15 protein-coding genes, 1 tRNA gene and 1 rRNA gene are annotated in these 26,017 nt (G+C 71.2%); 4 read left to right on the top strand and 13 right to left on the bottom strand.

The features are described 5' to 3' along the window. The first annotated feature begins 108 nt into the window (after window positions 1–108). The 3 genes from ADK64_RS36285 to ADK64_RS36275 all read left to right on the top strand — a co-directional run bounded on the left by ADK64_RS36285 (window position 109) and on the right by ADK64_RS36275 (window position 6,966). Window positions 109–5,094 (top strand): ATP-dependent helicase, encoded by a 4,986-nt coding sequence (locus ADK64_RS36285; RefSeq protein WP_053666345.1) that lies wholly within the window; start codon window positions 109–111, stop codon window positions 5,092–5,094. A 180-nt stretch (window positions 5,095–5,274) separates the two neighbouring features. Beyond that, window positions 5,275–6,111 carry a DNA-formamidopyrimidine glycosylase family protein gene (locus tag ADK64_RS36280; RefSeq protein ID WP_053666344.1) on the top strand — a complete coding sequence of 279 codons (837 nt, stop codon included), beginning with the start codon at window positions 5,275–5,277 and terminating at the stop codon, window positions 6,109–6,111. Between the two features lie 90 nt (window positions 6,112–6,201). After that, complete coding sequence (locus tag ADK64_RS36275) at window positions 6,202–6,966, top strand: SDR family NAD(P)-dependent oxidoreductase (protein WP_053666343.1); 765 nt, start codon at window positions 6,202–6,204, stop codon at window positions 6,964–6,966. Here ADK64_RS36275 and ADK64_RS44040 read toward each other — a convergent pair. The 10 genes from ADK64_RS44040 to ADK64_RS36230 form a co-directional block, all read right to left on the bottom strand. Next, entirely contained in the window at window positions 6,914–7,192 is a 279-nt protein-coding gene (locus ADK64_RS44040; RefSeq protein WP_078993048.1) for a hypothetical protein, read from the bottom strand. The two genes, ADK64_RS36275 and ADK64_RS44040, sit on opposite strands and share 53 nt — an antisense overlap. 124 nt (window positions 7,193–7,316) lie before the next feature. Then, a complete protein-coding gene (locus ADK64_RS36270; RefSeq protein WP_053666342.1) occupies window positions 7,317–7,787 on the bottom strand; it encodes a Dps family protein in 471 nt (156 codons plus the stop codon). 186 nt (window positions 7,788–7,973) lie between these two features. Next, the gene (locus ADK64_RS36265) at window positions 7,974–8,348 is read right to left on the bottom strand and encodes a helix-turn-helix domain-containing protein (RefSeq protein ID WP_053666341.1); all 375 of its coding nucleotides are present in this window, start codon (window positions 8,346–8,348) and stop codon (window positions 7,974–7,976) included. 109 nt (window positions 8,349–8,457) lie between these two features. Next, window positions 8,458–9,003: a CinA family protein gene (locus ADK64_RS36260; RefSeq protein WP_053666340.1), complete on the bottom strand. Its 546-nt coding sequence runs from the start codon at window positions 9,001–9,003 to the stop codon at window positions 8,458–8,460. Next, complete coding sequence (gene pgsA, locus ADK64_RS36255; protein WP_053666339.1) at window positions 9,000–9,767, bottom strand: CDP-diacylglycerol--glycerol-3-phosphate 3-phosphatidyltransferase; 768 nt, start codon at window positions 9,765–9,767, stop codon at window positions 9,000–9,002. Before pgsA ends, ADK64_RS36260 begins: the two co-directional genes overlap by 4 nt. After that, window positions 9,764–11,236, bottom strand: a complete 1,473-nt coding sequence (rimO, locus tag ADK64_RS36250; protein ID WP_053666338.1) for a 30S ribosomal protein S12 methylthiotransferase RimO — start codon at window positions 11,234–11,236, stop codon at window positions 9,764–9,766. Before rimO ends, pgsA begins: the two co-directional genes overlap by 4 nt. 94 nt (window positions 11,237–11,330) lie before the next feature. Next, window positions 11,331–12,173 carry a helix-turn-helix domain-containing protein gene (locus ADK64_RS36245; RefSeq protein ID WP_053666337.1) on the bottom strand — a complete coding sequence of 281 codons (843 nt, stop codon included), beginning with the start codon at window positions 12,171–12,173 and terminating at the stop codon, window positions 11,331–11,333. Window positions 12,174–12,453: 280 nt separating this feature from the next. Beyond that, the gene (locus ADK64_RS36240) at window positions 12,454–15,207 is read right to left on the bottom strand and encodes a DNA translocase FtsK (protein WP_199829801.1); all 2,754 of its coding nucleotides are present in this window, start codon (window positions 15,205–15,207) and stop codon (window positions 12,454–12,456) included. A gap of 124 nt (window positions 15,208–15,331) precedes the next feature. Then, window positions 15,332–16,012, bottom strand: coding sequence for a response regulator (locus ADK64_RS36235; RefSeq protein ID WP_053666336.1), 681 nt, complete (start codon window positions 16,010–16,012; stop codon window positions 15,332–15,334). Window positions 16,013–16,310: 298 nt separating this feature from the next. Continuing rightward, window positions 16,311–21,770 (bottom strand): HAMP domain-containing protein, encoded by a 5,460-nt coding sequence (locus ADK64_RS36230; RefSeq protein ID WP_107093192.1) that lies wholly within the window; start codon window positions 21,768–21,770, stop codon window positions 16,311–16,313. Window positions 21,771–22,187: 417 nt separating this feature from the next. On the opposite strand from ADK64_RS36230, the gene ADK64_RS36225 reads away from it, so the two are divergent. Then, window positions 22,188–24,947, top strand: a complete 2,760-nt coding sequence (locus ADK64_RS36225; protein WP_053666334.1) for a SpoIIE family protein phosphatase — start codon at window positions 22,188–22,190, stop codon at window positions 24,945–24,947. A 35-nt stretch (window positions 24,948–24,982) separates the two neighbouring features. Here the strand turns inward: ADK64_RS36225 and ADK64_RS36220 are convergent. The 3 genes from ADK64_RS36220 to rrf all read right to left on the bottom strand — a co-directional run. Further along, window positions 24,983–25,058: transfer RNA gene (locus tag ADK64_RS36220), tRNA-Thr, on the bottom strand. 84 nt (window positions 25,059–25,142) lie between these two features. Beyond that, complete coding sequence (locus tag ADK64_RS36215) at window positions 25,143–25,805, bottom strand: DegT/DnrJ/EryC1/StrS family aminotransferase (protein WP_053666333.1); 663 nt, start codon at window positions 25,803–25,805, stop codon at window positions 25,143–25,145. A gap of 116 nt (window positions 25,806–25,921) precedes the next feature. After that, window positions 25,922–26,017: ribosomal RNA gene (gene rrf / locus ADK64_RS36210) — 5S ribosomal RNA — on the bottom strand; the annotation flags it as partial.

Below are 26,017 nucleotides of genomic sequence, written 5' to 3'. Positions count from 1 at the left end.
CCCGAACCCCGCACCCTCCCCGACCCCGCCCGCTCCCCGCCCGCTCCCCGGCGTACCGCGTTTTCCCAGGTCAGCGTGATTGTCAGTGGTCGGGTGCAGGATGGACGCATGGTCAGCTCCGCACACCGAGCCCTCGACGGCTTCTCACCCGCGACCCGCGGCTGGTTCACGGGGGCGTTCTCCGCGCCCACCGCGGCCCAGGCGGGTGCGTGGCAGGCCATCGGGGCGGGCTCGGACGTGCTGGTGGTGGCTCCGACCGGATCGGGCAAGACGCTGGCCGCGTTCCTCGCCGCCTTGGACCAGCTGGCCTCGACCCCGCCCCCGGCCGACCCGAGGAAGCGCTGCCGGGTGCTGTACGTGTCGCCGCTGAAGGCCCTCGCGGTCGACGTCGAGCGCAATCTGCGCAGCCCGCTGACCGGTATCCGGCAGGAGTCCGTGCGCCTGGGGCTGCCCGAGCCCGAGGTCAGGGTCGGCATCCGCTCCGGCGACACCCCGGCCGCCGAGCGCCGCGCGCTGTCCACGCGCCCGCCGGACATCCTGATCACCACTCCCGAGTCGCTGTTCCTGATGCTGACCTCGGCCACGCGCGACGCGCTGACGGGTGTGGAGACGGTGATCCTGGACGAGGTGCACGCGGTCGCGGGCACCAAGCGCGGTGCCCATCTCGCGCTCTCCCTGGAGCGGCTGGACGAGTTGCTGCCGAGGCCGGCCCGCCGTATCGGCCTGTCGGCGACCGTGCGCCCGGTGGACGAGGTGGCCCGCTATCTCTCGCCGCGCCGCAAGGTGGAGATCGTCCAGCCGGTGTCCGGCAAGGAGTTCGACCTGTCCGTGGTCGTCCCGGTCCAGGACATGGGCGAGCTGGGCGGCTCCCCGGCGGCCGACGCGGCCGAGGGCGCGGAGCGGCCGTCGATCTGGCCGCCTGTGGAGGAGCGGATCGCCGACCTCGTGCAGTCCCACCGCTCCACGATCGTCTTCGCGAACTCCCGGCGGCTCGCGGAGCGCCTGTGCAACCGGCTCAACGAGATCGCGTACGAGCGCGCGACCGGCGAGCCCCTGGACGAGCACCATGCCCCCGCGCAGCTGATGGGCGGCTCGGGCGCCGCCCAGGGTGCGCCCCCGGTGATCGCCCGCGCGCACCACGGTTCGGTCTCCAAGGAGCAGCGCGCCCTGGTCGAGGAGGACCTGAAGGCGGGCCGGCTGCCCGCCGTGGTCGCCACGTCCAGCCTGGAGCTGGGTATCGACATGGGCGCCGTGGATCTCGTCGTCCAGGTCGAGTCCCCGCCCTCGGTCGCCTCCGGACTCCAGCGCGTCGGCCGCGCGGGACACCAGGTGGGCGCCGTCTCCACAGGTGTCGTCTTCCCCAAGTACCGGGGCGACCTGGTGCAGGCGGCCGTGGTCACCGAACGGATGCGGTCGGGCTCGATCGAGTCCCTGAAGGTGCCCGCGAACCCGCTGGACGTGCTCGCCCAGCAACTGGTCGCGATGACGGCGCTGGACACCTGGCAGTTCGACGACCTGCTCGCCCTGGCCCGGCGAGCGGCCCCCTTCGCGTCGTTGCCCGAGTCGGCGTTCACGGCGGTCCTCGACATGCTCGCGGGCCGCTACCCGTCGGACGCGTTCGCCGAACTGCGCCCGCGCGTGGTGTGGGACCGCGTCACCGGTGACATCACCGGCCGCCCGGGCGCCCAGCGCCTCGCCGTCACGTCGGGCGGCACGATCCCCGACCGGGGCCTGTTCGGCGTCTTCCTCGCCGGTTCCGACCCCAAGAAGGGCGGCGGCCGGGTCGGCGAGCTGGACGAGGAGATGGTGTACGAGTCCCGGGTGGGGGACGTCTTCACGCTGGGCACGAGTTCCTGGCGCATCGAGGACATCACCCGCGACCGGGTCCTGGTCTCCCCCGCGCCCGGCGTGCCCGGCCGACTGCCCTTCTGGAAGGGCGACCAGCTGGGCCGCCCGCTCGAACTGGGCCGCGCGGTGGGCGCGTTCCTGCGCGAGGTCGGCTCCCTGACGAAGGAGGACGCCCGGCCGCGCCTGCTGGCGGCGGGCCTGGACACGTGGGCGGCGGACAACGTGCTGTCGTACCTGGACGAGCAGCGCGAGGCCTGCGGTCACATCCCGGACGACCGCACGATCGTCGTGGAGCGCTTCCGCGACGAGCTGGGTGACTGGCGGGTCGTCGTGCACTCCCCCTTCGGCGCCCAGGTCCACGCCCCCTGGGCCCTCGCCCTCGGCGCCCGCCTGTCCGAGCGGTACGGCATGGACGCGCAGGTCATGCACGCCGACGACGGCATCGTGCTGCGCCTGCCCGATGCCGACCTGATGGGCCTCGACCTGCTCGACCAGGCGCCGGTGAAGGCGGGCACGGAGTTCGACAGCGAGCAGGCGCCCGTGGGCGCGGCGGACGTCGCCTTCGACAAGGGCGAGGTCGACCAGCTGGTCACCGACCAGGTCGGCGGATCGGCCCTGTTCGCCTCCCGGTTCCGCGAGTGCGCCGCCCGCGCGCTGTTGCTGCCGCGCCGCAACCCCGGAAAGCGCACCCCGCTGTGGCAGCAGCGTCAGCGTGCGGCCCAACTGCTCCAGGTGGCGAGCGAGTTCGGCTCGTTCCCGATCGTCCTGGAGGCGGTCCGCGAATGCCTCCAGGACGTCTTCGACGTCCCCGGACTCGTCGAGCTGATGGGCGACATCGAGTCCCGCAAGGTGCGTCTGGTAGAGGTCACCACTCCGGAGCCGTCCCCCTTCGCGCGTTCGCTGCTGTTCGGGTACGTCGCCCAGTTCCTGTACGAGGGCGACTCCCCGCTCGCCGAGCGCCGTGCCGCCGCGCTGTCCCTGGACTCCCGGCTGCTGGCCGAGTTGCTGGGCCAGGCCGAGCTGCGCGAACTGCTCGACGCCGAGGTGCTGACCGAGCTGGAGCGCGAGCTGCAGTGGCTCACCGAGGACCGCCGGGTCAAGGACGTGGAGGGCGCGGCGGACGTCCTGCGGCTGCTCGGCCCGCTGACCGACGCCGAGCTGCTCGCGCGGGGCGCGGATCCGCACTGGGCGCGGGAGCTGGCCGGGGCCCGTCGCGCCATCAAGGTCCGTATCGCCGGTGCCGACCACTGGGCGGCGATCGAGGACGCGGGCCGGCTGCGGGACGCGCTCGGCACGGCACTGCCGGTGGGCGTGCCCGAGGCCTTCACCGAGCCGGTCAAGGATCCGCTCGGCGATCTCCTCGCGCGCTACGCCCGTACGCACGGCCCGTTCACGTCGGCCACGGCGGCGGCCCGCTTCGGCCTGGGCGTCGCGGTCACCGAGGGCGCGCTGCACCGGCTCACGGCGGGCGGCCGGGTCGTCCAGGGCGAGTTCCATCCGGCGGGCATCGGCCAGGAGTGGTGCGACGCGACCGTACTGCGGCGCTTGCGCCGCCGTTCCCTGGCAGCTCTGCGGCACGAGCTGGAGCCGGTGACGCCGACCGCGCTGGCGCAGTTCCTGCCGCAGTGGCAGCACATCGGCAAGGGCCACGGGCTGCGCGGGATCGACGGACTGGTGCGCGCCGTCGAGCAGTTGCAGGGCGCCTCGGTGCCCGCCTCCGCGCTGGAGAAGCTGGTCCTGCCCTCCCGCGTGGCGAACTACACGCCCGCGATGCTCGACGAACTGACCGCGGCCGGTGAGGTGGTGTGGGCCGGTGCGGGCGCCCTGCCCGGCAAGGACGGCTGGGTCTCCCTCTATCTGGCGGACGCGGCCCCCCTGCTCCTCCCGCCGCCGCACCCCCTGGAGCTGACCGCGCTCCACCAGTCCGTCCTGGACGCGCTCTCCGGCGGATACGGCCTGTTCTTCCGCCAGATCACCGACCAGGTACGGGCCACCACCCACCCCGACGTCACGGACCCCCAACTGGCCGACGCGCTGTGGGACCTGGCCTGGTCCGGACGGCTCACCAACGACACCCTCACCCCGATGCGCTCCCTGCTGGGCTCGGGCCGTACGGCGGGTTCGACGGCGCACCGCGCCAAGCGGTCCGTCCCGCGCGGGCGTTACGGCTCGCTGACGGCTGCCGCCCGCCCCGCCTCCCGCTCGGGCCCGCCGACCGTCGCCGGCCGCTGGTCGCTGCTGCCCGCGGCCGAGTCGGACGCCACCGTGCGCGCCCACGCGCTGGCCCGCACCCTCCTGGACCGGCACGGCGTGGTGACCCGCGGGGCGGTCGCGGCGGAGGGCGTCGAGGGCGGCTTCTCGGCGGTGTACCGGGTGCTGTCCGCCTTCGAGGAGAGCGGCCAGGCACGGCGCGGCTATGTGGTCGAGGGCCTGGGCGCGGCCCAGTTCGCCATGGACGGCGCGGTCGACCGCCTGCGCGCGGTGTCCACCGCCCGCGACCGCGGCGAGGGCCTGGCCGCCCCGTCCCACCAGAACGGCTTCGCCGCCCCAGGCCTCCCGGCCGGCTTCGCCGCGCCGATGTTCCCGAGCGGCTCCGACGGCGCGCCGCACGACCACGCCCTCCCCGGCTCCTTCGACGGATCGGGCGGCGGATTCGCCCACCCCGGCCTCGACGGCGACTTCACCTGGCCGCCGGCCGACCTCCCGCCCGCCCCCGGCGACTACGTCTCCCCCCGCGACCTCGCCGACCCCTTCGCCTCCCCCGGCTACGGCGGCCCCCGAGGCGGCGGCACCACCGCCTACGGCGTACCGGCGAACCGGGGCTACGGCGGTCGTTCGGGCTCGTCGGCACCCGACCCGCGGGCCGTGGTCCTCGCCGCGGCCGACCCCGCCAACGCCTACGGCGCGGCCCTCGCCTGGCCGGAGTCGCCCATCGGCGCCGGGCACAAGCCGGGCCGCAAGGCAGGCTCGCTGGTCGTCCTCGTGGAGGGCGAGCTGACGCTGTACATGGAGCGTGGCGGCAAGACCCTGCTGGCCTGGCCCGCCACGGCGGACACCCCCGCCCCGGAGGACTCCCGCCTGCGCACGGCCGCCGAGGCGCTGGCCGCGGCGGCCCGCGCGGGCTCGCTCGGCACGGTCACGGTCGAGCGGATCAACGCCGCCCAGGCCCTGACCTCCCCCCTGGGCGCCCTGCTGGAGGCGGCGGGCTTCGTGGCGACGCCACGCGGCCTGCGCCTGAGAGCGTGACGGCGGCCGTCCCGGCAAGCCCGCGCACACCGTGCGCCTCGACGGCGGCGGGGCCACCCTCGTGCGATGCGTCGCCGGCCCCGTAGCCCCCGCGGCCGGCGCCGGGGCACAGTCACAGGGCCGCGAGCGCGGATCCCGGCGGGCTGCGCCCGCCTCACCCCACCGTGGCACCCTGGACGCATGCCCGAAGGTGACACGGTCTGGCAGGCCGCGAAGCGGCTGCACGAGGCTCTCGCGGGCAAGGCGCTGACCAGCAGCGACTTCCGGGTGCCGAAGTACGCGACGGTGGATCTCGCCGGTCGTACGGTGCTGAGCACGATCCCGCGCGGCAAGCACCTGCTGACCCGGTTCGAGGGCGGCCTGACCCTGCACACCCATCTCCGGATGGAGGGGGCGTGGAAGGTGTACGGCACGGACGAGCGCTGGCGGGGCGGGCCGGCGCACCAGATACGGGTGATCCTGGGCACGGCCGACCGCACGGCCGTGGGCTACCGCCTGCAGGTCCTCGAACTGCTGCGCACACACGAGGAGGAGCGGGTCGTCGGCCATCTCGGCCCCGACCTGCTCGGCCCGGACTGGGACCCCGGGCGCGCCCTGGCGAACCTCCTCGCCGACCCCGCCCGCCCGCTCGGCGAGGCCCTGCTCGACCAGCGCAACCTGGCCGGCATCGGCAACATCTACAAGAGCGAGCTGTGTTTTCTGCTCGGCGTGACCCCCTGGCTGCCGGTCGGCGCCCTGCCCGCGGACCGCGCCGAGAAGCTGCCGCTGCTCGCCAAGAAGCTGCTGGAGGCGAACCGCGACCGCCCGGTCCGCCAGACCACGGGCGTGCACCGGCACGACCTGTTCGTCTACGGCCGTGCGCCCCGCCCCTGTCTGCGCTGCCGCACCCCCGTCCGCGCGGCCGACCAGGGCGACGGCGCCCGGGAACGCCCCACCTACTGGTGCCCCACCTGCCAGCCGGGCCCCGCTCCCGCCCCCGGAGCGGCACAGCACCGCCGGCCCCGCCGCACGGCCTGACGCGACCCCAGCCTCTCGACGGCTGCCCCGAGTCCGATCGGCGCTTCCCGCCAATTGACGATCCGTCAGAAACGCTCGTACGGTCGCCGTATGCCCCTCACCGCGTACGACCTCACCGGACGCACCGCGTTCGTCACCGGAGCCGCCGGCGGTATCGGCCGGGCCTCTGCCGTCCTGCTCGCCGCCGCGGGCGCGGCGGTGCACTGTGCCGACCGGGACGCGGACGGCCTGCACGGCACAGCGGCACTGATCAAGGACGGCGGCGGTACGGCCCTCGTACACGTCCTGGACGTCACCGACCGGGCCCGGCTCGCCGAGGCCGTCCGGTCCTGCGGGCGCCTGGACGTCATGGCGGCGATCGCCGGGATCATGCACAGCAGCCCCGTGCTGGAGACCCGCGACGAGGATCTCGACCGGGTCCTGAACGTGAACTTCAAGGGCGTGCTGTACGCCTGCCAGGAGGCGGCCCGCCAGATGCTCGCCCAGGGCACCCGGGGCAGCATCGTCACCATGGCGTCCGGCGCGGTCGACACCGGCGGACCGGGACTGCTCTGCTACGGCGCGGCGAAGGCGGCCGTGGTCCAGCTCACCAAGACCCTGGCCAACGAGGTCGGCCGGCACGGCATCCGGGTCAACGCGGTCGCGCCGGGCTGGATCCGCACCCCGATGACCGAGCGCCACGACCGCGAGGCCCAGGCGCACACCGAGGGCACGATGGCCCGGATGGCACCCCTCGGCCGGGTCGGCGAGCCGGACGACGTCGCCCACGCGGTGCTGTACCTGGCGTCGGACGCGTCGGCGTTCACGACGGGTCAGATACTTCGCCCGAACGGGGGTGTGGCGATGCCCTGGTGACGTCCCCGGCCCGCCAGGCCGCCACCCAGCGCCCCGTCGACAGCGCTCCGGCCGCACGCCCCTGGGGCACACAGTGCACGGGCAGCACGCCCAGCCCCCATCCGCCGGCCGCGACGGCCCCTTCCAGCACGCCCGAGCCCTGCCCCAGGGCGAGCCGCAGCACGGCCCACCACCACACCGCCGCGAACCCGAGCGCGACCCCCCAGCGCACTATCCGCCCCACCATGCCCGCCATCACCTCCTGCCGGACGCTAGACCGTCGCCTGCCCTGGACGGGAGGCGCATCGAGGGCTCACCGATGCAACGCCGAGCCACTCGAGACAGCCGGTCCGGCATTCCAGGCCGAGCCGCTAGGCGTTCTCCGCCTGGAACATCCAGTGATGCTTCTCCAGATCCGCGGTGACCCCGATGAAGATGTCCTGGGACACCGGATCCGGCTCGCCCGTGGCGGCCACCCGCTCCCGCATCCGGGTGATCACCGCGCCCAGCGCGTCCACCATCGCCCCGACCGCGTCCGTGTCCTTGATCCAGCCCGCGGGCGCGGCCTTGATGCCGCCGGCGGAGGCCACCGTGGCAGCCCGTCCGTCGGGCGGGACGCCGAGGGCCGAGGCCCGCTCGGCCACGGTGTCGGAGTGGGTGCGCGCGGAGGCGACGACCTCGTCGAGCTGAAGGTGGATGGACCGGAAGCGGGGCCCCACGACGTTCCAGTGGATCTGCTTGGCGATCAGCGAGAGGTCCACCAGATCGACGAGGGCGCCTTGCAGCGCCTCGGACACGGTCTTCAGATCCGCGTCGGCCAACGGGCTCTTCACGACGTACATCCGCTTCCTCCAGTGCTTCGGCGCCGTCACGTCCCTCCACCATGACCGCACCACCCGAACCGGGCAAACGGTATGAACGACGCGAAGTGCGCACATGGAGAAGCCCCGGCAGGCTCCCCCAGGTCTCCCTGAAGCAGCCGCCGGGGCTTTCACTCGTTCCGGATCGCTAGGCCGCGTGCGCGAACCTCACGCGGCGACCACGTCCACCGCTTCCGCGGGCGCCTTGATGGTCACCCGTTCCGGTGGCACACCGGTCACCGACACCGAACCCAGCATCGGTCGGACCGGCGTGGGTACGGGCTCGGTGGCCGCGGCGGACTGGGCCAGCTCGGCGAGCGCCAGCTCGTCGCTCACTTCTCGCATGAGTTCCGACATCCGTACGTCCAGCGCGTCGCAGATGGCGGCGAGCAGCTCGGAGGAAGCCTCCTTCTGCCCCCGCTCCACCTCGGAGAGATAGCCGAGTGAGACTCGGGCGGACGAGGAGACTTCGCGCAGAGTACGGCCCTGGCGTTGGCGCTGCCGACGCAGCACGTCACCCAGCAGGCGACGGAGCAGAATCATCGGTGGCTCCCTCCTCGGACCGCGTAGCCGCATCCTTCTCGCCCCACCGTACCGCCTCGCGCCGCGGCCGTGCGGGGAGCGATGTCGTGTTCACTCAGGGCTGCAAACATCAAAACCCCCCGTTCCGTTCCGTATCCTGTGCCCGCTCATTCCCGGTCTGTTCGCCCGCAAGCCGCTCCAGGAGCACTGCGAGCACGCTCCGTACACTCTCCATACGAATTTCCGCACGGCTGCCGTTCAACCGCAGAGCCTCCACTTTTCCGCCACCGGCAGAACCAGGGTGGTCGGTGAGGGGCCCGTCGACGGCCACGAAGACCGTCCCCACGGGCCGGCCGTCCTGCGGATCAGGGCCGGCGACCCCGGTGGTCGCGATGCCCCAGTCGGCACCCAGAGCCTTGCGTACTCCGGCCGCCATCTCTGCCGCGACCTGCGGATCCACCGCTCCCTGTCGGGCCAGCAGGGCGGCGTCGACGCCCAGCAGCTCATGCTTCAGCTCGGTGGCGTAGGCGGTGACCGAACCCCGGAACACCTTGGACGCTCCGGGGACCTCCGTGATCTCCGCCGCTACCAGGCCACCGGTGAGCGACTCGGCGACGGCGAGGGTCTCGCCCCTCACGGTCAGTAGTCGCACCAGTTCGGCGGCCCGCGAGCTCACGAATCCTTCTCCTCCAACGCCGCCGCGCGCTCGGCGATTCCCCGGCGGCGCAGCACAATGGCTTGTCTTACGTAGTCGAGGCCGGTGACGACGGTGAGAACGACCGCCACGGCCATCACCCAGAACCGCAGAGTGGCCAGCCACCCCGTCAGTGCCAGGACGTACATCCCGACGGCCACGCCCTGGGTGAGCGTCTTGAGCTTGCCGCCCCGGCTGGCGGGGATCACGCCGTAGCGAATGACCAGAAAACGCAGCAGTGTGATGCCGAGTTCCCTGCCGAGGATCACCACGGTGACCCACCACGGCAGATCGCCCAGGGACGACAGGCAGATGAGCGCCGCCCCCATGATCGCCTTGTCGGCGATGGGGTCGGCGATCTTCCCGAAGTCGGTGACCAGGTTGTAGGTGCGCGCCAGATGCCCGTCGAACAGGTCGGTGATCATGGCGATGGCGAAGGCCGCCCAGGCCAGCGAACGCCAGGCCGGGTCGTAACCGCCGTCCGCCAGCATCAGCGCCACGAATCCGGGCACCAGGACGAGCCGCAGCATCGTCAGCAGATTGGCGACGTTCCAGACGCTGGCCTGGTTGACGGCCGCGGCCGCGATCTTCCCGCCACGCGCGGGCCGGCCCTCGGAGCCGGTGGCGCCCTCGGCCGATGCGGAACCGGAGACCTCGGAGGCAACGCCGTCGGCAGCGGCGGCGGGACCCCGGGCGCCCTGCGCGCCGGAGGAGCCACCCGCGGCGGATGCCGGGACTCCGGTCATCTGCCCGCCTCCTCACTACACGCGAGCGAGCCGGTCAGCGGCTCGGCCACCAGGTCGACACCTTCCGTACCGACCACCTTCGCCTCGACCATACGTCCGACGCTCAGGCCCTCGCCGCTCGTGAGCAGCACCTGGCCGTCCGTCTCCGGCGCCTGGTGCGCGGCGCGGCCGTACACGCCCTCTTCCTCGTCGACGGACTCGACCAGGACGTGCACCGTCTCTCCGACGCGCTCCTCGGCACGCTGCGAGACCAGCTCCTCGGCCAGCCGGGACACCCGCGCCAGACGCTCGGCGACGACGTCCTCGTCGAGCTTGTTGTCGTACGTCGCCGCCTCCGTGCCCTCCTCGTCGGAGTAGCCGAAGACACCGATGGCGTCCAGGCGGGCGCCGGTCAGGAAGCGCTCCAGCTCGGCCAGGTCGGCCGCGCTCTCACCGGGGAAGCCGACGATGAAGTTGGAGCGCACGCCGGCCTCGGGGGCCTTGGAGCGGATCGTGTCCAGCAGCTCCAGGAAGCGGTCGGTGTCGCCGAAGCGGCGCATGGAGCGCAGCACGTCGGGCGCGGAGTGCTGGAAGGACAGGTCGAAGTACGGAACGACCTTCGGGGTGGAGGTCAGCACGTCGATCAGGCCCGGGCGCATCTCGGCCGGCTGGAGGTAGCTCACGCGCACGCGCTCGATGCCGTCGACCTCGGCCAGCTCCGGCAGCAGGGACTCCAGCAGGCGGATGTCGCCCAGGTCCTTGCCGTAGGAGGTGTTGTTCTCGGAGACCAGCATGATCTCCTTCACGCCCTGTTCGGCCAGCCACCGCGTCTCGTTCAGCACGTCGCTCGGGCGGCGTGAGATGAAGGAGCCGCGGAACGAGGGGATGGCGCAGAAGGAACAGCGCCGGTCACAGCCGGAGGCGAGCTTGACCGAGGCGACCGGGGCACCGTCCAGCCGGCGGCGCAGGGGCGCGCGCGGGCCGGAGACGGGCGCGACGCCCTCCGGGAGGTCGGCGGGGCCATGGCCGGGCAGTGCGACGGCGGCGGCCGATTCCTGCCGCTCGGCCGGGCTGATCGGCAGCAGCTTGCGGCGGTCGCGCGGGGTGTGCGCGGCGTGGATGCCGCCGGACAGGATGGTCTGCAGGCGGTCGGAGATGTCCGCGTAGTCGTCGAAGCCGAGCACGCCGTCGGCCTCGGGCAGCGCCTCGGCCAGCTCCTTGCCGTACCGCTCGGCCATGCAGCCCACCGCTACGACGGCCTGGGTTCTCCCCTGGTCCTTGAGGTCATTGGCCTCGAGGAGGGCGTCGACGGAGTCCTTCTTCGCGGCCTCGACGAAGCCACAGGTGTTGACCACGGCGACATCGGCGTCCGCGGCGTCCTCGACGAGCTGCCAGCCGTCCGCCTCCAAACGGCCTGCGAGCTCCTCGGAGTCCACCTCGTTACGGGCACAGCCGAGAGTGACGAGTGCGACGGTACGGCGTTCAGGCATGGGCTCAAGACTACTTTGTCTCACTGACAGCCCACGTCGACGGGGTTGGCCGATCTTGGCCGACCCCGTCACACACGCTCTGCTGAGGGGCCGGTCACCCGGCCACAGGGTCGCCCTTCGTGTACGTGAGACGCTCCACGGTGCCCGGCTGGAAGTTGTCGTCGATCTTCTTGCCGTTGACGTACAGCTCGATCGCGCCGGCGTCGCCGAGGATCAGGTTGATCTTGGAGCTGTCCTGGAAGGTCTTGGACGCGCCCTTGCTCAGCAGCCCGTCGAAGAGCATCCGGCCGTTGTGGTCCTTGGCCGAGATCCAGCTGCGTCCGTTCGGCGCACTGACCTGCACGGTCACCTTGTCCTGCGGGGCCGCGGCGATGGCGCTGTCGGAGGGCTCGCCGGTCGGCGCGGCGGGCTTGTCCTTCTTCGGAGTGGGTGAGGCGGACTTGCTGGCGGAGGACGTGGCACCCTCGGCGACCTGCGCCTTCGAGCCGCTTCCGGTGCCGCCGCCCTTGAGCGCGGTGAAGCCGACGAAGCCGATCACGACGACGATCGCGGCGACCATGGCCGCCGTCCAGTTCGGCGCGCGCCGCTCGGGGCGGATCCGCTCCGCCTCGAACAGAGGTGCCGCCGGGGTGGGGGCGGGACGGCCGCCGTGCTCCTCGTCGAACTGCGTGATCAGTGGCGCGGGATCGAGATGGACCACCTTGGCCAGCGTGCGGATGTGCCCGCGCGCGTACACGTCACCGCCACAGGAGGCGAAATCGTCCGCCTCGATGGCGTGCACGATGGCGATACGGACGCGAGTGGCACTGCTGACGTCGTCCACGGTGAGCCCGGCCGCGATCCGCGCCTGCTGCAGGGCGCGGCCCACGGGGACACGGGCTTCCTGGGACTCGTCTCGGAACGGACGCTCGTCTTCAGGGGAGTTGCCGATGGACACGGGGGCGCCTTTCGAGCGTATAGCCACCTGTGCTGGAAGCTCAGTCTAGGGGGGGTACGAAAGGGTGGGGCAACCGGACGGTGGGACTTTGTACGCCATCGGAATGGCCGGGCATCCCGATGGCTGGACAAGCAAGGACCCCAGGGTGAGATGCTTGCCTGTCCTCTCGCTCAACTTGACGTATGACAAAGGGAAACGGTTGCTCGCCGATCTCTAACGGGTGGATCACGGCGACCCGGCCGCCCGGCGTAACCCGCCTGCACCGGACGGCTCTTAGCTCCTACCCCTCGGACTCCCCGCGTATCAGCGCGAGCACGCCGTCCAGCTCGTCCGGCTTCACCAGGACGTCACGTGCCTTGGAGCCCTCGCTCGGTCCCACGACGCTGCGGGACTCCATGAGGTCCATGAGCCGCCCGGCCTTGGCGAAGCCGACGCGCAGCTTGCGCTGGAGCATGGACGTCGAGCCGAACTGCGTGGAGACGACCAGTTCGGCCGCCTGGCACAGCAGGTCGAGGTCGTCGCCGATGTCCTCGTCGATCTCCTTCTTCTGCTTGGTGCCCACGGTGACGTCGTCCCGGAAGACCGGCGCCATCTGGTCCTTGCAGTGCTGCACGACGCCCGCGACCTCGGCCTCGGTCACGAACGCGCCCTGCATACGGGTCGGCTTGTTCGCCCCCATCGGCAAGAACAGTCCGTCGCCCTTGCCGATCAGCTTCTCGGCGCCGGGCTGGTCGAGGATGACGCGCGAGTCGGCCAGCGAGGAGGTGGCGAAGGCCAGCCGGGAGGGCACGTTGGCCTTGATCAGACCGGTGACCACGTCGACCGACGGACGCTGGGTGGCGAGCACCAGGTGGATGCCGGCCGCGCGCGCGAGCTGCGTGATGCGCACGATCGCGTCCTCGACGTCGCGCGGCGCGACCATCATCAGGTCGGCCAGCTCGTCCACGATCACCAGCAGATACGGGTACGGCTGCAGCTCGCGCTCGCTGCCTTCGGGCAGCTTGACCTTGCCGTCGCGGATCGCCTGGTTGAAGTCGTCGATGTGCCGGAAGCCGAACGCGGCCAGGTCGTCGTAGCGCAGATCCATCTCGCGTACGACCCACTGGAGCGCCTCGGCGGCCCGCTTGGGGTTGGTGATGATCGGGGTGATCAGGTGCGGGATGCCCTCGTACGCGGTCAGCTCGACCCGCTTGGGGTCGACCAGGATCATCCGGACCTCCTCCGGGGTCGCCCGCATCATGATCGAGGTGATCAGGCAGTTGATGCAGGACGACTTGCCGGAGCCGGTCGCGCCGGCGACCAGCATGTGCGGCATCTTCGCCAGCGAGTGCATGACGTACCCGCCCTCGACGTCCTTGCCGAAGGCGACCAGCATCGGGTCGTCGTCCTCGGCGGACTCCGCGAGCCGCAGCACGTCGCCGAGGTTGACCATCTCCCGGTCGGTGTTCGGGATCTCGATGCCGACCGCGGACTTGCCGGGGATGGGGCTGATGATCCGCACGTCCGGGCTGGCGACCGCGTACGCGATGTTCTTGGTCAGGGCGGTGATCCGCTCGACCTTCACGGCGGGGCCGAGCTCCACCTCGTAGCGGGTGACCGTCGGACCGCGGGTGAAGCCGGTGACGGCCGCGTCCACCTTGAACTCGGAGAAGACCTGGCTGAGCGAGGCGACGACCGCGTCGTTGGCCTCGCTGCGCGCCTTGCCGGGGCCGCCGCGGGTGAGGAGGTCCAGGGAGGGCAGCGCGTAGGTGATGTCCCCGGCGAGCTGGAGCTGCTCCGCGCGCGGGGGCAGGTCCCGTGTCTCCTCGGGGGCCTTCTTGGTCAGGTCGGGGACGATCCCGGCCTTGAGCTGCTCCTGCTCGGGACGCGCGGCCGGCACCGGCGAGGGCGCGGGGGCCGGGGCGGGCGCGGGCGCGGGAGTGGGCACCGGGGTGGTCTCCTCGCGGTCCCCGACGGTGACGCCCTGCGTGAGGTCGGCGACCAGCGGGGAAGGCGGCATGCCGTGCAGCACGGCGCCGTCGAGAGCGGCAGCGGCGGCCGCCGCGACGTCCACGGCGTCCATCTGGCGCTGCGGGTCGGGCTGGGGCACCGCGGAGCGCCTGGGGCGGCCGCGGCGCCGCGAGAGGGCCTCTTCCTCGGCGCTGTCGGGGTCGTACGCCTGGGGGGCGCCGGAGCGCCTGCGCGGGCGCGCGGGCAGCGCCTCGCGCCACTGCTCGTCGTAGCGCTCGTCGTCCTCGGTGGTGAACTCCTGCGCCTCGTAATCGTGCAGCACGCCCAGGCGCACGCCGAGTGCCCGCAGCCGCTGCGGGATGGCGTTGACCGGAGTGGCGGTCACCACGAGCAGACCGAAGACCGTCAGCAGCACCAGCAGGGGTACGGCGAGCACGTCGGACATGGTGTACGTCAGGGGGGTCGCCGCCGCCCAGCCGATGAGGCCGCCGGCATCCCTTATGGCCTGCATGCCGTCGCTGCGCGCGGGCGCGCCGCAGGCGATGTGGACCTGTCCGAGCACGCCGATGACGAGCGCGGACAGGCCGATCACGATGCGCCCGTTGGCCTCCGGCTTCTCCGGATGCCGGATGAACCGTACGGCGATCACCGCGAGCAGTATCGGCACCAGCAGGTCGAGCCGGCCGAAGGCGCCGGTGACAAGGATCTCCACGAGGTCGCCGACAGGGCCCTTCAGGTCGGCCCAGGTGCCGGCGGCGACGATCAGCGCGACACCGAGGAGCAGCAGCGCGACGCCGTCCTTGCGGTGGGCCGGGTCGAGGTTCCTCGCACCCTGCCCTATGCCGCGGAAGACGGCGCCGACGGCGTGCGCGAGGCCGAGCCAGAGGGCGCGCACCAGCCGGTACACGCCCCCGGTGGGGTTCGGTGCCGGCTTCGGCGGCGCCGCCTTCTTCGCCGGGGCCTTCTTGGCGGGCGCCTTCTTGGCCGGGGTCTTCTTGGCCGCGGGCTTCCTCGCCGCAGCCTTCGCGGGAGCAGCCGCCTTCTTCGCGGGCTGCTTCTTGGCTGCGGAGGGACGTGAGGCCATGGATGTGAGATTACCGGTGGAGACGACAGCGGACACGTGTGCCCACAGCTTCACCCGTTCGTGTCGCCCTTGCGGGTACCCGGAACTGACGCACACTCATGGGCAACCGCCGTCCCGGTGTACGTCAGTTCTGCGCCGGCACCGACGAACCGCCGGCCCCGGCACCCGGCTCCAGGGCGTCCAGCGCGCGGCGCAGCCCGGTGAGTTTGCGCTCCAGGTGAGCCGCCGTGGCCACCGCGGCCGCATCCGCCGAATCGTCGTCCAGCTGCTTGGACAGCGCCTCGGCCTGCTCCTCGACAGCCGCGAGCCGCGCGGACAGCTCGGCGAGCAGCCCGGCCGACTCCTTGCCGCCGACCGCGCCCTTGCCGCCGCCCTCCAACTGCAGCCGCAGCAGAGCCGCCTGCTCGCGCAGCTGGCAGTTCTTCATGTACAGCTCGACGAAGACCGAGACCTTCGCGCGCAGCACCCACGGGTCGAACGGCTTGGAGATGTAGTCCACCGCGCCCGCCGCGTACCCGCGGAAGGTGTGGTGCGGTCCATGGTTGATCGCCGTGAGAAAGATGATCGGGATGTCCCGGGTCCGCTCGCGCCGCTTGATGTGCGCGGCGGTCTCGAATCCGTCCATGCCCGGCATCTGGACATCCAGCAGGATGACCGCGAAATCGTCCGTGAGCAGTGCCTTGAGCGCTTCCTCCCCGGACGATGCCCGCACCAGCGTCTGATCGAGCGCAGAGAGGATCGCCTCCAGCGCCAGCAGATTCTCCGGCCGGTCATCGACCAGGAGGATCTTGGCCTTCTGCACCATGGCCCGCCCTCCTCGCCCCGGCGGTACACCGGGCGCCGCCCCAGGGGACGACTCCCTATCGCCGCCCGTCCTTGTGCCGGTCATCGTAGCCGTACCCCGCCCGTCGCCACACCCTGTCACCGCGATGTCACTGTGCACGTAACGGAAACGCAGCAGGGGTCCGGATGGTTCCCGGAATCCGGCATTCCCATACGTGCGCGGCCCCCTTGAGTCCTACGTTCGCAGCCGCCTCACATGCGCAACTCCCGACGACCGCCAGAGGTTCCCCGGGCGTTCACATCCCGGGGAACCCTTCGGGTCACTTCGCGCCCATCCACTGCTGCATCACGGCCAGCAGATGGTCCGGGTCGACCGGCTTGGTCACGTAGTCCGAGGCGCCCGACTCGATCGCCTTCTCCCGGTCGCCCTTCATCGCCTTCGCCGTCAGGGCGATGATCGGCAGCCCTGCGAACTGCGGCATCCTGCGGATCGCCGTGGTCGTCGCGTAGCCGTCCATCTCCGGCATCATGATGTCCATCAGGACGACCGCCACGTCGTCGTGCTGCTCCAGCACCTCGATGCCCTCGCGGCCGTTCTCGGCGTACAGCACCGACAGCCCGTGCTGCTCCAGCACGCTGGTCAGCGCGAACACATTACGGATGTCGTCGTCGACGATCAGCACCTTCTCGCCGCCGAACCGCACCGCGCGCGCGGGGTGCGGTGTGCCCTCCTGCTCGGGGGCCACCGCCCACTGCTCGTGCCGCGGCTCGCCCTGCGGCAGACCGCGCCGCCGGCGCCGGAAGAGCGCCGCGGGACCGTTCTGCGTCTCCCGGTACGACTTCACCTCGGCCGGCGTCTCGATCTCCACGGCGGACAGCTCCAAGGACTGCCGCGCCTCCGAGGCGAGCAGCTCGCCCGCCTCCAGCGCGGGCACGGACTGCTGGTAGCCCTGCGGCGGCAGTTCGCTCGGGTGCAGCGGCAGGTACAGCGTGAACGTCGAGCCGCGGCCCGGTTCGCTCTGCGCGTGGATCTCACCGCCGAGCAGCTGCGCGATCTCCCGCGAGATCGACAGGCCGAGGCCGGTACCGCCGTACTTGCGGCTGGTCGTGCCGTCCGCCTGCTTGAACGCCTCGAAGATCACCCGCATCTTGCTGGCCGCGATGCCGATGCCCGTGTCCGTCACCGAGAACGCGATCAGCGGCCCGTCCGGATCGGCCAGCGATCCGGTCTCCAGCAACTGCTCCCGGATGCCCACCGGCACGTCCGCGCTGGCGGGCCGGATCACCAGCTCCACCGAACCCGAGTCGGTGAACTTCACCGCGTTCGACAGCAGGTTGCGCAGCACCTGGAGCAGCCGCTGCTCGTCGGTGTGCAGGGTCGCGGGCAACTCCGGGGAGACCCGTACGGACAGGTCCAGGCCCTTCTCCGCGGTCAGCGGGCGGAAGGTGGCCTCCACGTAGTCCACGAGCTGGACGAGCGCGATACGCGTCGGTGAGACGTCCATCTTGCCCGCCTCGACCTTCGACAGGTCGAGGATGTCGTTGATCAGCTGGAGCAGGTCGGAACCGGCGCCGTGGATGGTCTCGGCGAACTCGACCTGCTTCGGCGAGAGATTGCCCTCGGCGTTGTCGGCCAGCAGCTTGGCCAGGATCAGCAGCGAGTTGAGCGGGGTGCGCAGCTCGTGCGACATGTTGGCGAGGAACTCGCTCTTGTAGCGCATGGACACCGCGAGCTGCTCGGCGCGCTCCTCCAGGACCTGCCGAGCCTCCTCGATCTCGGTGTTCTTCACCTCGATGTCGCGGTTCTGGCGGGCCAGCAGCTCGGCCTTCTCCTCCAGTTCGGCGTTGGAGGCCTGCAGCGCCTTCTGCCGGTTCTCCAACTCGGCCGACCGCTCGCGCAGTTGCTCGGTCAGCTCCTGCGACTGCTTCAGCAGCTGCTCGGTCTTGGTGTTGACCGAGATGGTGTTGACGCTGGTCGCGATCATCTCGGCGATCTGGTTGAGGAAGTCCTTCTGGATCTGCGTGAACGGCGTGAAGGAGGCCAGCTCGATCACGCCGAGCACCTGGCCCTCGAACAGCACCGGCAACACGATCACCTGCGCCGGCGGGGCCTCGCCGAGCCCGGAGGAGATCTTCAGATAGCCGCTGGGCGCGTTCTCCACCAGGATCGTGCGCTTCTCCTCGGCGGCCGTGCCGACCAGCGCCTCACCGGGCCGGAACGACGTCGGCATGGACCCCATCGAGTAGCCGTACGAGCCCTGCATCCGCAGCTCGTAGGTGTCCTCGCCGTTACCGAGACCCTTGCCCTCGGCCATCGGCATCGCCATGAAGAACGCGCCGTGCTGCGCGGACACCACCGGCGTCAGCTCGCTCATGATCAGCGAGGCCACGTCCTCCAGGTCGCGGCGGCCCTGCATGAGGGCCGAGATGCGGGCCAGGTTGCCCTTGAGCCAGTCCTGCTCCTTGTTGGCGATCGTGGTGTCGCGCAGGTTGGCGATCATCTTGTTGATGTAGTCCTGCAGCTCCTGGATCTCGCCGGACGCGTCCACGTCGATCTTCAGGTTCAGGTCACCGCGGGTCACCGCGGTCGCCACGCGCGCGATGGCACGCACCTGCCGGGTGAGGTTCCCGGCCATCTCGTTCACCGACTCGGTCAGGTCCCGCCAGGTGCCGTCGACGTCACGCACGCGTGCCTGGCCGCCGAGCTGTCCCTCGGTGCCCACCTCGCGCGCGACGCGCGTGACCTCCTCGGCGAAGCTGGACAGCTGATCAACCATCGTGTTGATCGTCGTCTTCAGCTCAAGGATCTCGCCACGGGCGTCAATGTCGATCTTCTTCGTCAGGTCACCCTTGGCGATGGCCGTGGTGACCATGGCGATGTTGCGCACCTGACCGGTCAGGTTGGACGCCATGCCGTTCACGGACTCCGTGAGGTCCTTCCAGGTGCCGGCCACACCCGGTACGTGCGCCTGGCCGCCCAGGATGCCGTCCGTGCCCACCTCACGGGCCACCTTGGTGACCTGGTCGGCGAACGAACTCAGCGTCTTCACCATGGTGTTGATGGTGTCGGCGAGCTGCGCGACCTCACCGCGCGCCTCGATCGTCACCTGCCGCGTCAGGTCGCCGTTGGCGACGGCCGCGGACACCTGGGAGATGTTGCGCACCTGCATGGTCAGGTTGTTGGCCATCAGGTTGACGTTGTTGCTCAGGTCCTTCCAGATGCCGGTGACGCCCGGTACGTGCGCCTGACCGCCCAGAATGCCCTCGGTACCCACCTCACGGGCCACCCGGGTCACCTGCTCGGCGAAGCTGGACAGCTGATCAACCATCGTGTTGACCGTCGTGACCAGCTCAAGGATCTCGCCCTTGGCGTCGACAGTGATCTTCTTCGACAGGTCGCCCTTGGCCACCCCCGTCGTGACCTCGGCGATGTTGCGCACCTGGATGGTCAGGTTGTTCGCCATGAAGTTCACGGACTGCGTGAGGTCCTTCCAGGTACCGGAGACCCCCTGCACCTCGGCCTGGCCGCCGAGGATGCCCTCCGTACCCACCTCACGGGCCACCCGGGTGACCTCCTCCGCGAACGACGACAGCTGGTCGACCATCGTGTTCAGGGTGTTCTTCAGTTCCAGGATCTCCCCGCGCGCGTCCACGGTGATCTTCTGGGAGAGGTCACCGCGGGCCACGGCGGTGGCGACCTGGGCGATGTTGCGCACCTGGGCGGTGAGGTTGCCGGCCATGCCGTTCACGGAGTCGGTCAGGTCCCGCCACACACCGGCGACACCGGGCACCTGCGCCTGACCGCCGAGGCGGCCCTCCGTACCCACGTCCCGGGCCACCCGGGTCACCTGGTCGGCGAAGGCGGACAGCTGGTCCACCATCGTGTTGATCGTGTTCTTCAGCTCGAGGATCTCGCCGCGGGCGTCAACGTCGATCTTCTGCGACAGGTCGCCGCGCGCCACCGCCGTCGTCACCTGGGCGATCTGCCGCACCTGCGAGGTCAGGTTGCCGGCCATGAAGTTGACGGAGTCCGTCAACTCCTTCCACGTACCCGACACGCCGTCCACCCGGGCCTGACCGCCGAGGCGGCCCTCCGTACCCACGTCCCGGGCCATCCGCGTGACCTGGTCGGCGAAGCTCGACAGCTGGTCGACCATCGTGTTCACGGTGTTCTTCAACTGGAGCATCTCGCCGGAGACGTCCACCGTGACCTTCTGCGAGAGGTCGCCGTTGGCCACCGCCGTGGTCACCTGGGCGATGTTGCGCACCTGACCGGTCAGGTTGCGGAACGCGGTGTTGACGGAGTCGGTCAGGTCCTTCCAGTCACCGGCCGCGCCCGGCACCTGCGCCTGGCCGCCCAGCTCGCCCTCGACCCCGATCTCCCGGGCCACCCGGGTCACCTCGGCACCGAACGCCGACAGCTGGTCCACCATCCCGTTGACGGTGTTCTTCAGCTCCAGCATCTCGCCGGCCACGTCCACCGTGACCTTCTGCGACAGGTCACCGCTGGCCACGGCGGTCGTCACGGCGGCGATGTCCCGCACCTGCGTGGTCAGGTTCCGGAAGACCGTGTTGACGGAGTCCGTCAGGTCCTTCCAGATACCCGCGGCACCGGGAACGTTCGCCTGCCCGCCGAGCCGTCCCTCCGCGCCGACCTCGTTCGCCACGCGCGTGACCTCGTCCGCGAAGATCCGCAGCGTCTCGGTCATCTGGTTGATCGTCTCGGCGAGCTGCGCCACCTCGCCGCGCGCCGGAACCGTCACCTTCTGGGACAGATCACCGTTGGCGACAGCCGTCGTGACCTGCGAGATCCCCCGCACCTGCGCGGTCAGGTTGCCCGCCATCGTGTTGACGGAGTCGGTCAGCTCCTTCCACACGCCGGCCACCCCGGGCACCTGCGCCTGACCGCCCAGGATGCCCTCGGTGCCCACCTCGCGGGCGACCCGGGTCACCTCGACGGAGAAGGACGACAGCTGCTCCACCATCGTGTTGACGGTGTTCTTCAACTCCAGCATCTCGCCCGCGACATGGACGGTGACCTTGCGCGACAGATCACCGCGCGCGACCGCCGTCGTCACCAGCGCGATGTCGCGCACCTGAGCGGTCAGCTGCCGCGCCATGGTGTTGACGGACTCCGTCAGGTCCTTCCACGAACCCGACATACCGCGCACCCGCGCCTGTCCGCCGAGCTTGCCCTCGGTGCCGACCTCGCTGGCCACGCGCGTGACCTCGTCGGTGAACGTGGACAGCTGGTCCACCAGGTTGTTGACGGTACGGCCGACCTTCAGGAACTCGCCGCGCAGCGGATGTCCGGTCCCGTCGTCCGGCGCCTGCGTCCGCAGCTCCATCCGCGGCGACAGATCGCCCTCGGCGACCGCCGTCAGCACCCGGCTGACCTCCGACACCGGCCAGACGAGGTCGTCCACCAGCGCGTTGGAGGCGTCGATGGCGGACGCCCAGGAGCCCTCGCAGGCGCCCGTCTCCAGCCGCTCCGTGAGTTTTCCCTCACGCCCCACCATGCGCCGCACCCGGGACAGCTCCCCGGTCAGATGCATGTTCCGGTCGGCCACCTCGTTGAAGACGGCCGCGATCTCCGACATCACCCCGTCCCCGGACACCGTGAGCCGCTTGCGGAAGTTCCCGTCGCGCATCGAGACGAGAGCCACCAGCAGCCGGTTCAGGGCAGCCGTGTCCACCGCGGTGGTGCCCCCGTTCCCGCCCAGGGACCGTCCGCCTTTCGCGCGCGCCTTCGTGCCACGCGTCGCCGCGCCAGACTCCACTGTGTCCCTCCCGGAGGGGTAGACCGCTACTGCTGTGCTCCGTGCTCGGCCGCTTCGGCCCCGGCCTGCCGGTCATCGGCATACCGGATACTTCCGCGTATCCGTTACTGCTGCGTATTTCTGCCAGACGAGATCCGGCCACACCAGAGGCTGCTGCCCGCCGTACACGGAACACACGCAGCCCGACCCGACCTTCATCAGAATCTTGCCCAGTGTTTCACCCGGGCCGAACCAGGCCATAACAGTTCGGCAGCTTCGCACATCGCCCGCACACCGTGGGGGGTAAACACCGGTGACCGGCATCCGCTCGGACGGTGAAGGTAAGTAACCTTGCATCCGGCTGTCCAGCCGCACCGGTCCGACCGGCTTGGGCGGTGGCACGAGAACGAGCGGGCATCGGAGGGGCGGCCGCAGACCATGACCACCGGAGTGATCCCCGGGGGACAGCCCCCGGAGCCACAGCCGACGGGCGAGCGGATGCCGCAGCAGCGGCACGAGCCGGCCGGCCATGCTGCCCTGCACGTCGACAACTGGCCGAGGAGTTCTGTGATCACCGCGCGCGCGGCCGCCACCTTTGAGCCCGTCGGGCGATCGGTCGCGACCGCCCGGTCCTTCGTCCGCGACACGCTCCAGGGCTGGGGCTTTGCCGACATCGTCGACGACGCCGTCGTCCTCACCAGCGAGCTGGTGACCAACGCGGTCGTCCACGCGGGCACGCACGCCGACGTGCTGTGCCTGCGCACCGAGGACGGTGTGCGCATCGAGGTCTCCGACCGCTACCCGGAACGCGAGGTCCCCCTCCAGAGCGCTGCCGCCACGATGGGCAGCCCCGACCGCGAAGGGGGTCGTGGCCTCCAGCTGTGCGCGGCCCTGGCCGCCCGCTGGGGCGTGGACTACACCCCCACGCACAAGAACGTCTGGTTCCAGCTCAACCTCCCCCAGCGCCCGGTCGGCACCCGTACCGCGGGCCCGTCCCTGCCCGCCGAGCTGCTCCCGCTCGCCGACGGCCGGGTCCGGGTCGCGGTCCTCCAGGTCGACCGCAAGGGCGCCATCACCGCCTGGAACGAGGACGCCGAGGAACTGTTCGGGTACGCGGCGACAGAGATCATCGGCAGGCCCCTCACCGAACTCGCGGCCTGGCCGCACACCCCCGGCACCAGCACCGGCATCGCCGAGGCCCTCCAGCTGTCCCGCTGGGAGGGAAGCTACGGCGTCCGCGGCGCCGACGGCCGCGTGGCCCCGGTCTACGCCTCCCACCTCAGGGTCCGCGACACCGGCGGCGAGCCCTCCACCGTCTGCCTCCTGGTGCGCGACCACGAACGCGCCGTACTCCAGACGCCGTCCCGCGTCCCGGCCGGGGACCAGAGCCAGCCCTCCGACGGCCAGAACACCGACCCGTTCGAGGTGTTCATCGGCTCCCCCGCCCCGGACGACCTCGACGGCCTCCTGCAGCGCACGGTGGAACGCGCCCGCGACATGCTCGACGGCGACTCCGCCTTCCTGCTGCTGGCCACCGACGACGAGACGGAGCTGGAGGTCCGCGCCTCCACCGGCCTGCCCTCCGCCCGCCAGCGCTTCGCGCGCGTGCCCGTCGAAGCTGGCCCGGGTCGCTACGGCTCCGCGCGCATGCCCGCCGTCCATGACGACCTGACGGCCGTACCCGGCGCCGTCGGCCTGCTGTCCGGCACCGGCATGCGCTCGGTCGTGACCGTCCCGCTGAAGGTCGAGGGCCGCCTCACCGGCTCCCTCGGCGTCGCGGCCGAGGCACCCGGGCGCTACTCCAACGAGGAGGCGCTGCGCCTGCAGTTCGCCGCCGACCGCATCGCCCTGGCCGTCGAGTCGGCCCGCCTCGGCGAACTGGAACGCCTGCGCCGCGGCTCCCTCAGCTTCCTGGTCGAGGCCTCCGACCTGCTGGCCGGCACGCTCGACCGCGACCAGACCCTGGCCCTGATGGCCCAGATGACCGTGCCGACGCTGGCCACCTGGTGCGCCGTCTACACGATCGCCGACCAGGCCTCGGATCCGTACCTGTCGTACGTTCTGCACGAGGACGAGGAACTCATCGACGGCATCAAGTCGCTGCTGTCGAAGATCGCCCCGCCGGACCCGGTACCGACCCCCGGGGCCCGTGTGTGGACCGTTCCCGCCGAGGTGGCACACCAGGCGGCCCTGCGCACCTCCATGCGCAGCCTCGGGCTGTCCGGCGGGCCCACGCACCGGGTCTCCTCGAGCATCGGCCCGACGCTCGCCACGGCCTCCGCGGTCGGCGGCGAGACGGTCGTGCTGCCGCTCGTCGCCCGCAACCGCGTCATCGGCATGCTCGTCCTCGGCAAGCCCACCGACGAACACTTCCGCCAGGAGATCCTGGAGCTGGCGGAGGACTTGTCCCGCCGGGCCGCGCTCGCCCTGGACAACGCCCGCCTCTACTCGGAGCGCACGGCCATCAGCCAGGCCCTCCAGCGCAGCCTGCTCCCACCCGGCACGCCGCACATCGACGGCGTCGAGGTGGAGGTCATCTACCGCGCGGCCGGCGAGGGCAACGAGGTCGGCGGCGACTTCTACGACCTCTTCCCGATCGGCAACGGCGCCTACGGCTTCGCCATCGGCGACGTCTGCGGTACGGGCCCCAACGCGGCGGCGGTCACCGGCCTCGCCCGGCACGCCCTGCGCCTGCTGGCCCGCGAGGGCCTGTCCGGCCCGGCGGTCCTGGAGCGCCTGAACTCCGCGATCCTCGACGAGGGCGACCGCAGCCGCTTCCTGACCCTTCTCTACGGCGAGATGCGCCCCCAGGCGGACGGCAGCGCCGAACTGAAGGTGGTCTGCGCCGGCCACCCGCTCCCGCTGCGCCTGCGCCAGGACGGCACGGTGGTCACGGCCGCCGAACCCCAGCCGCTGCTGGGCGTCATCGAGGACCTGGAGCTGTACGAGGAGATGGTCACCCTCGACCCGGGTGATGTGCTGCTCTGCGTCACGGACGGGGTCACCGAACGCCGTGAGGGCACGCGCATGCTGGGCGACGACGGCCTCGCCGACGTCCTCACCACGTGCACGGGCCTGACGGCGGGCGCGGTCGCGGCACGCATCATGCGCGCGGTGGAACGCTTCGCGTCCGACGCCCCGTCGGACGACATGGCAATTCTGGCGATGCGGGTCCCGGGAATCCATCAGGAGGCATGAAAAAGGCCCCACCCGAAAGGGTGGGGCCTTTTTACTGGAGCCCCCAAACGGAATCGAACCGTTGACCTTCTCCTTACCATGGAGACGCTCTGCCGACTGAGCTATGGGGGCCTGTCGTTTTTGAGGTTTCCCTCTCGGCGACGAGGAAACTGTACCCCGAACTGGCCCGAGTTCCCAAACTCGTTCGGACCCCGATCAGAAGGCGGGCTGCAGCAGTCCGCCGAGGGCGTTGCACGCGGAGACGATGCGCTGCATCTCCCGCTTGGTGAGCGAGGCGTCCACGGGCAGCGCGAGCGTCTCGTCCGCCGCCAGTTCCGTCTCGGGCAGCGCTACGCACCGGCGGAATTCCGGCAGCCGGTGCACAGGCGTCTTGACCGGCACCCGGCATTCAACGCCCCTGGCCCGCAAAGCGCGCGCGAAGGCGTCCCGGTCCGGCCGGCCGTTCCCCGGCACCCGCACGACGTACTGCTGGTACGTGTGCCCGTCACCACCGTCCGGCGTACGCACTCCCTTGAGCTTGGCGTCGAGGTAAGCGGCCCGCTGTCTGCGCTGAGCTATCTCGTCGTGCGGCGCCTCGGACTCGCCCTGCTCCAGCACCAGCAGCCCCTGCCGCTGCCCCAGCGCGTGCAACCGCCCGATGTCGGCCCCCCGTCCGAAGCGGTGTATGGCAACGACGGCGGCCGTGCGGGGAGTTACGGCGGCCTCGACAGCGCCGGGATCGAGGCAGTACGTCACCGGGTCTATGTCGGCGAAGACCGGGAGCGCACCGGCCAGGGTCACGGCCTCGGCGAGCTCGACGTTCCCGAAGGCCGGTACGACGACCTCGTCACCGACTCCGACGCCGGCGGCCCTGAGCATTGCAGCAGTTCCCATGTGCTGGATGCTGAGCGCGCAACGTGAACGACACGTTAAGCAAAACGTAAAAAGGCCGGACCCCGAACCGAAGTTCAGGATCCGACCTTTTTGGAAGAATTGTTCGGCGGCGTCCTACTCTCCCACAGGGTCCCCCCTGCAGTACCATCGGCGCTGTGAGGCTTAGCTTCCGGGTTCGGAATGTAACCGGGCGTTTC

Source organism: Streptomyces sp. MMG1121 (assembly GCF_001280015.1).
In the GTDB taxonomy this organism is placed as follows: domain Bacteria; phylum Actinomycetota; class Actinomycetes; order Streptomycetales; family Streptomycetaceae; genus Streptomyces.
This window is presented reverse-complemented; position numbering and strand designations above follow the sequence as displayed.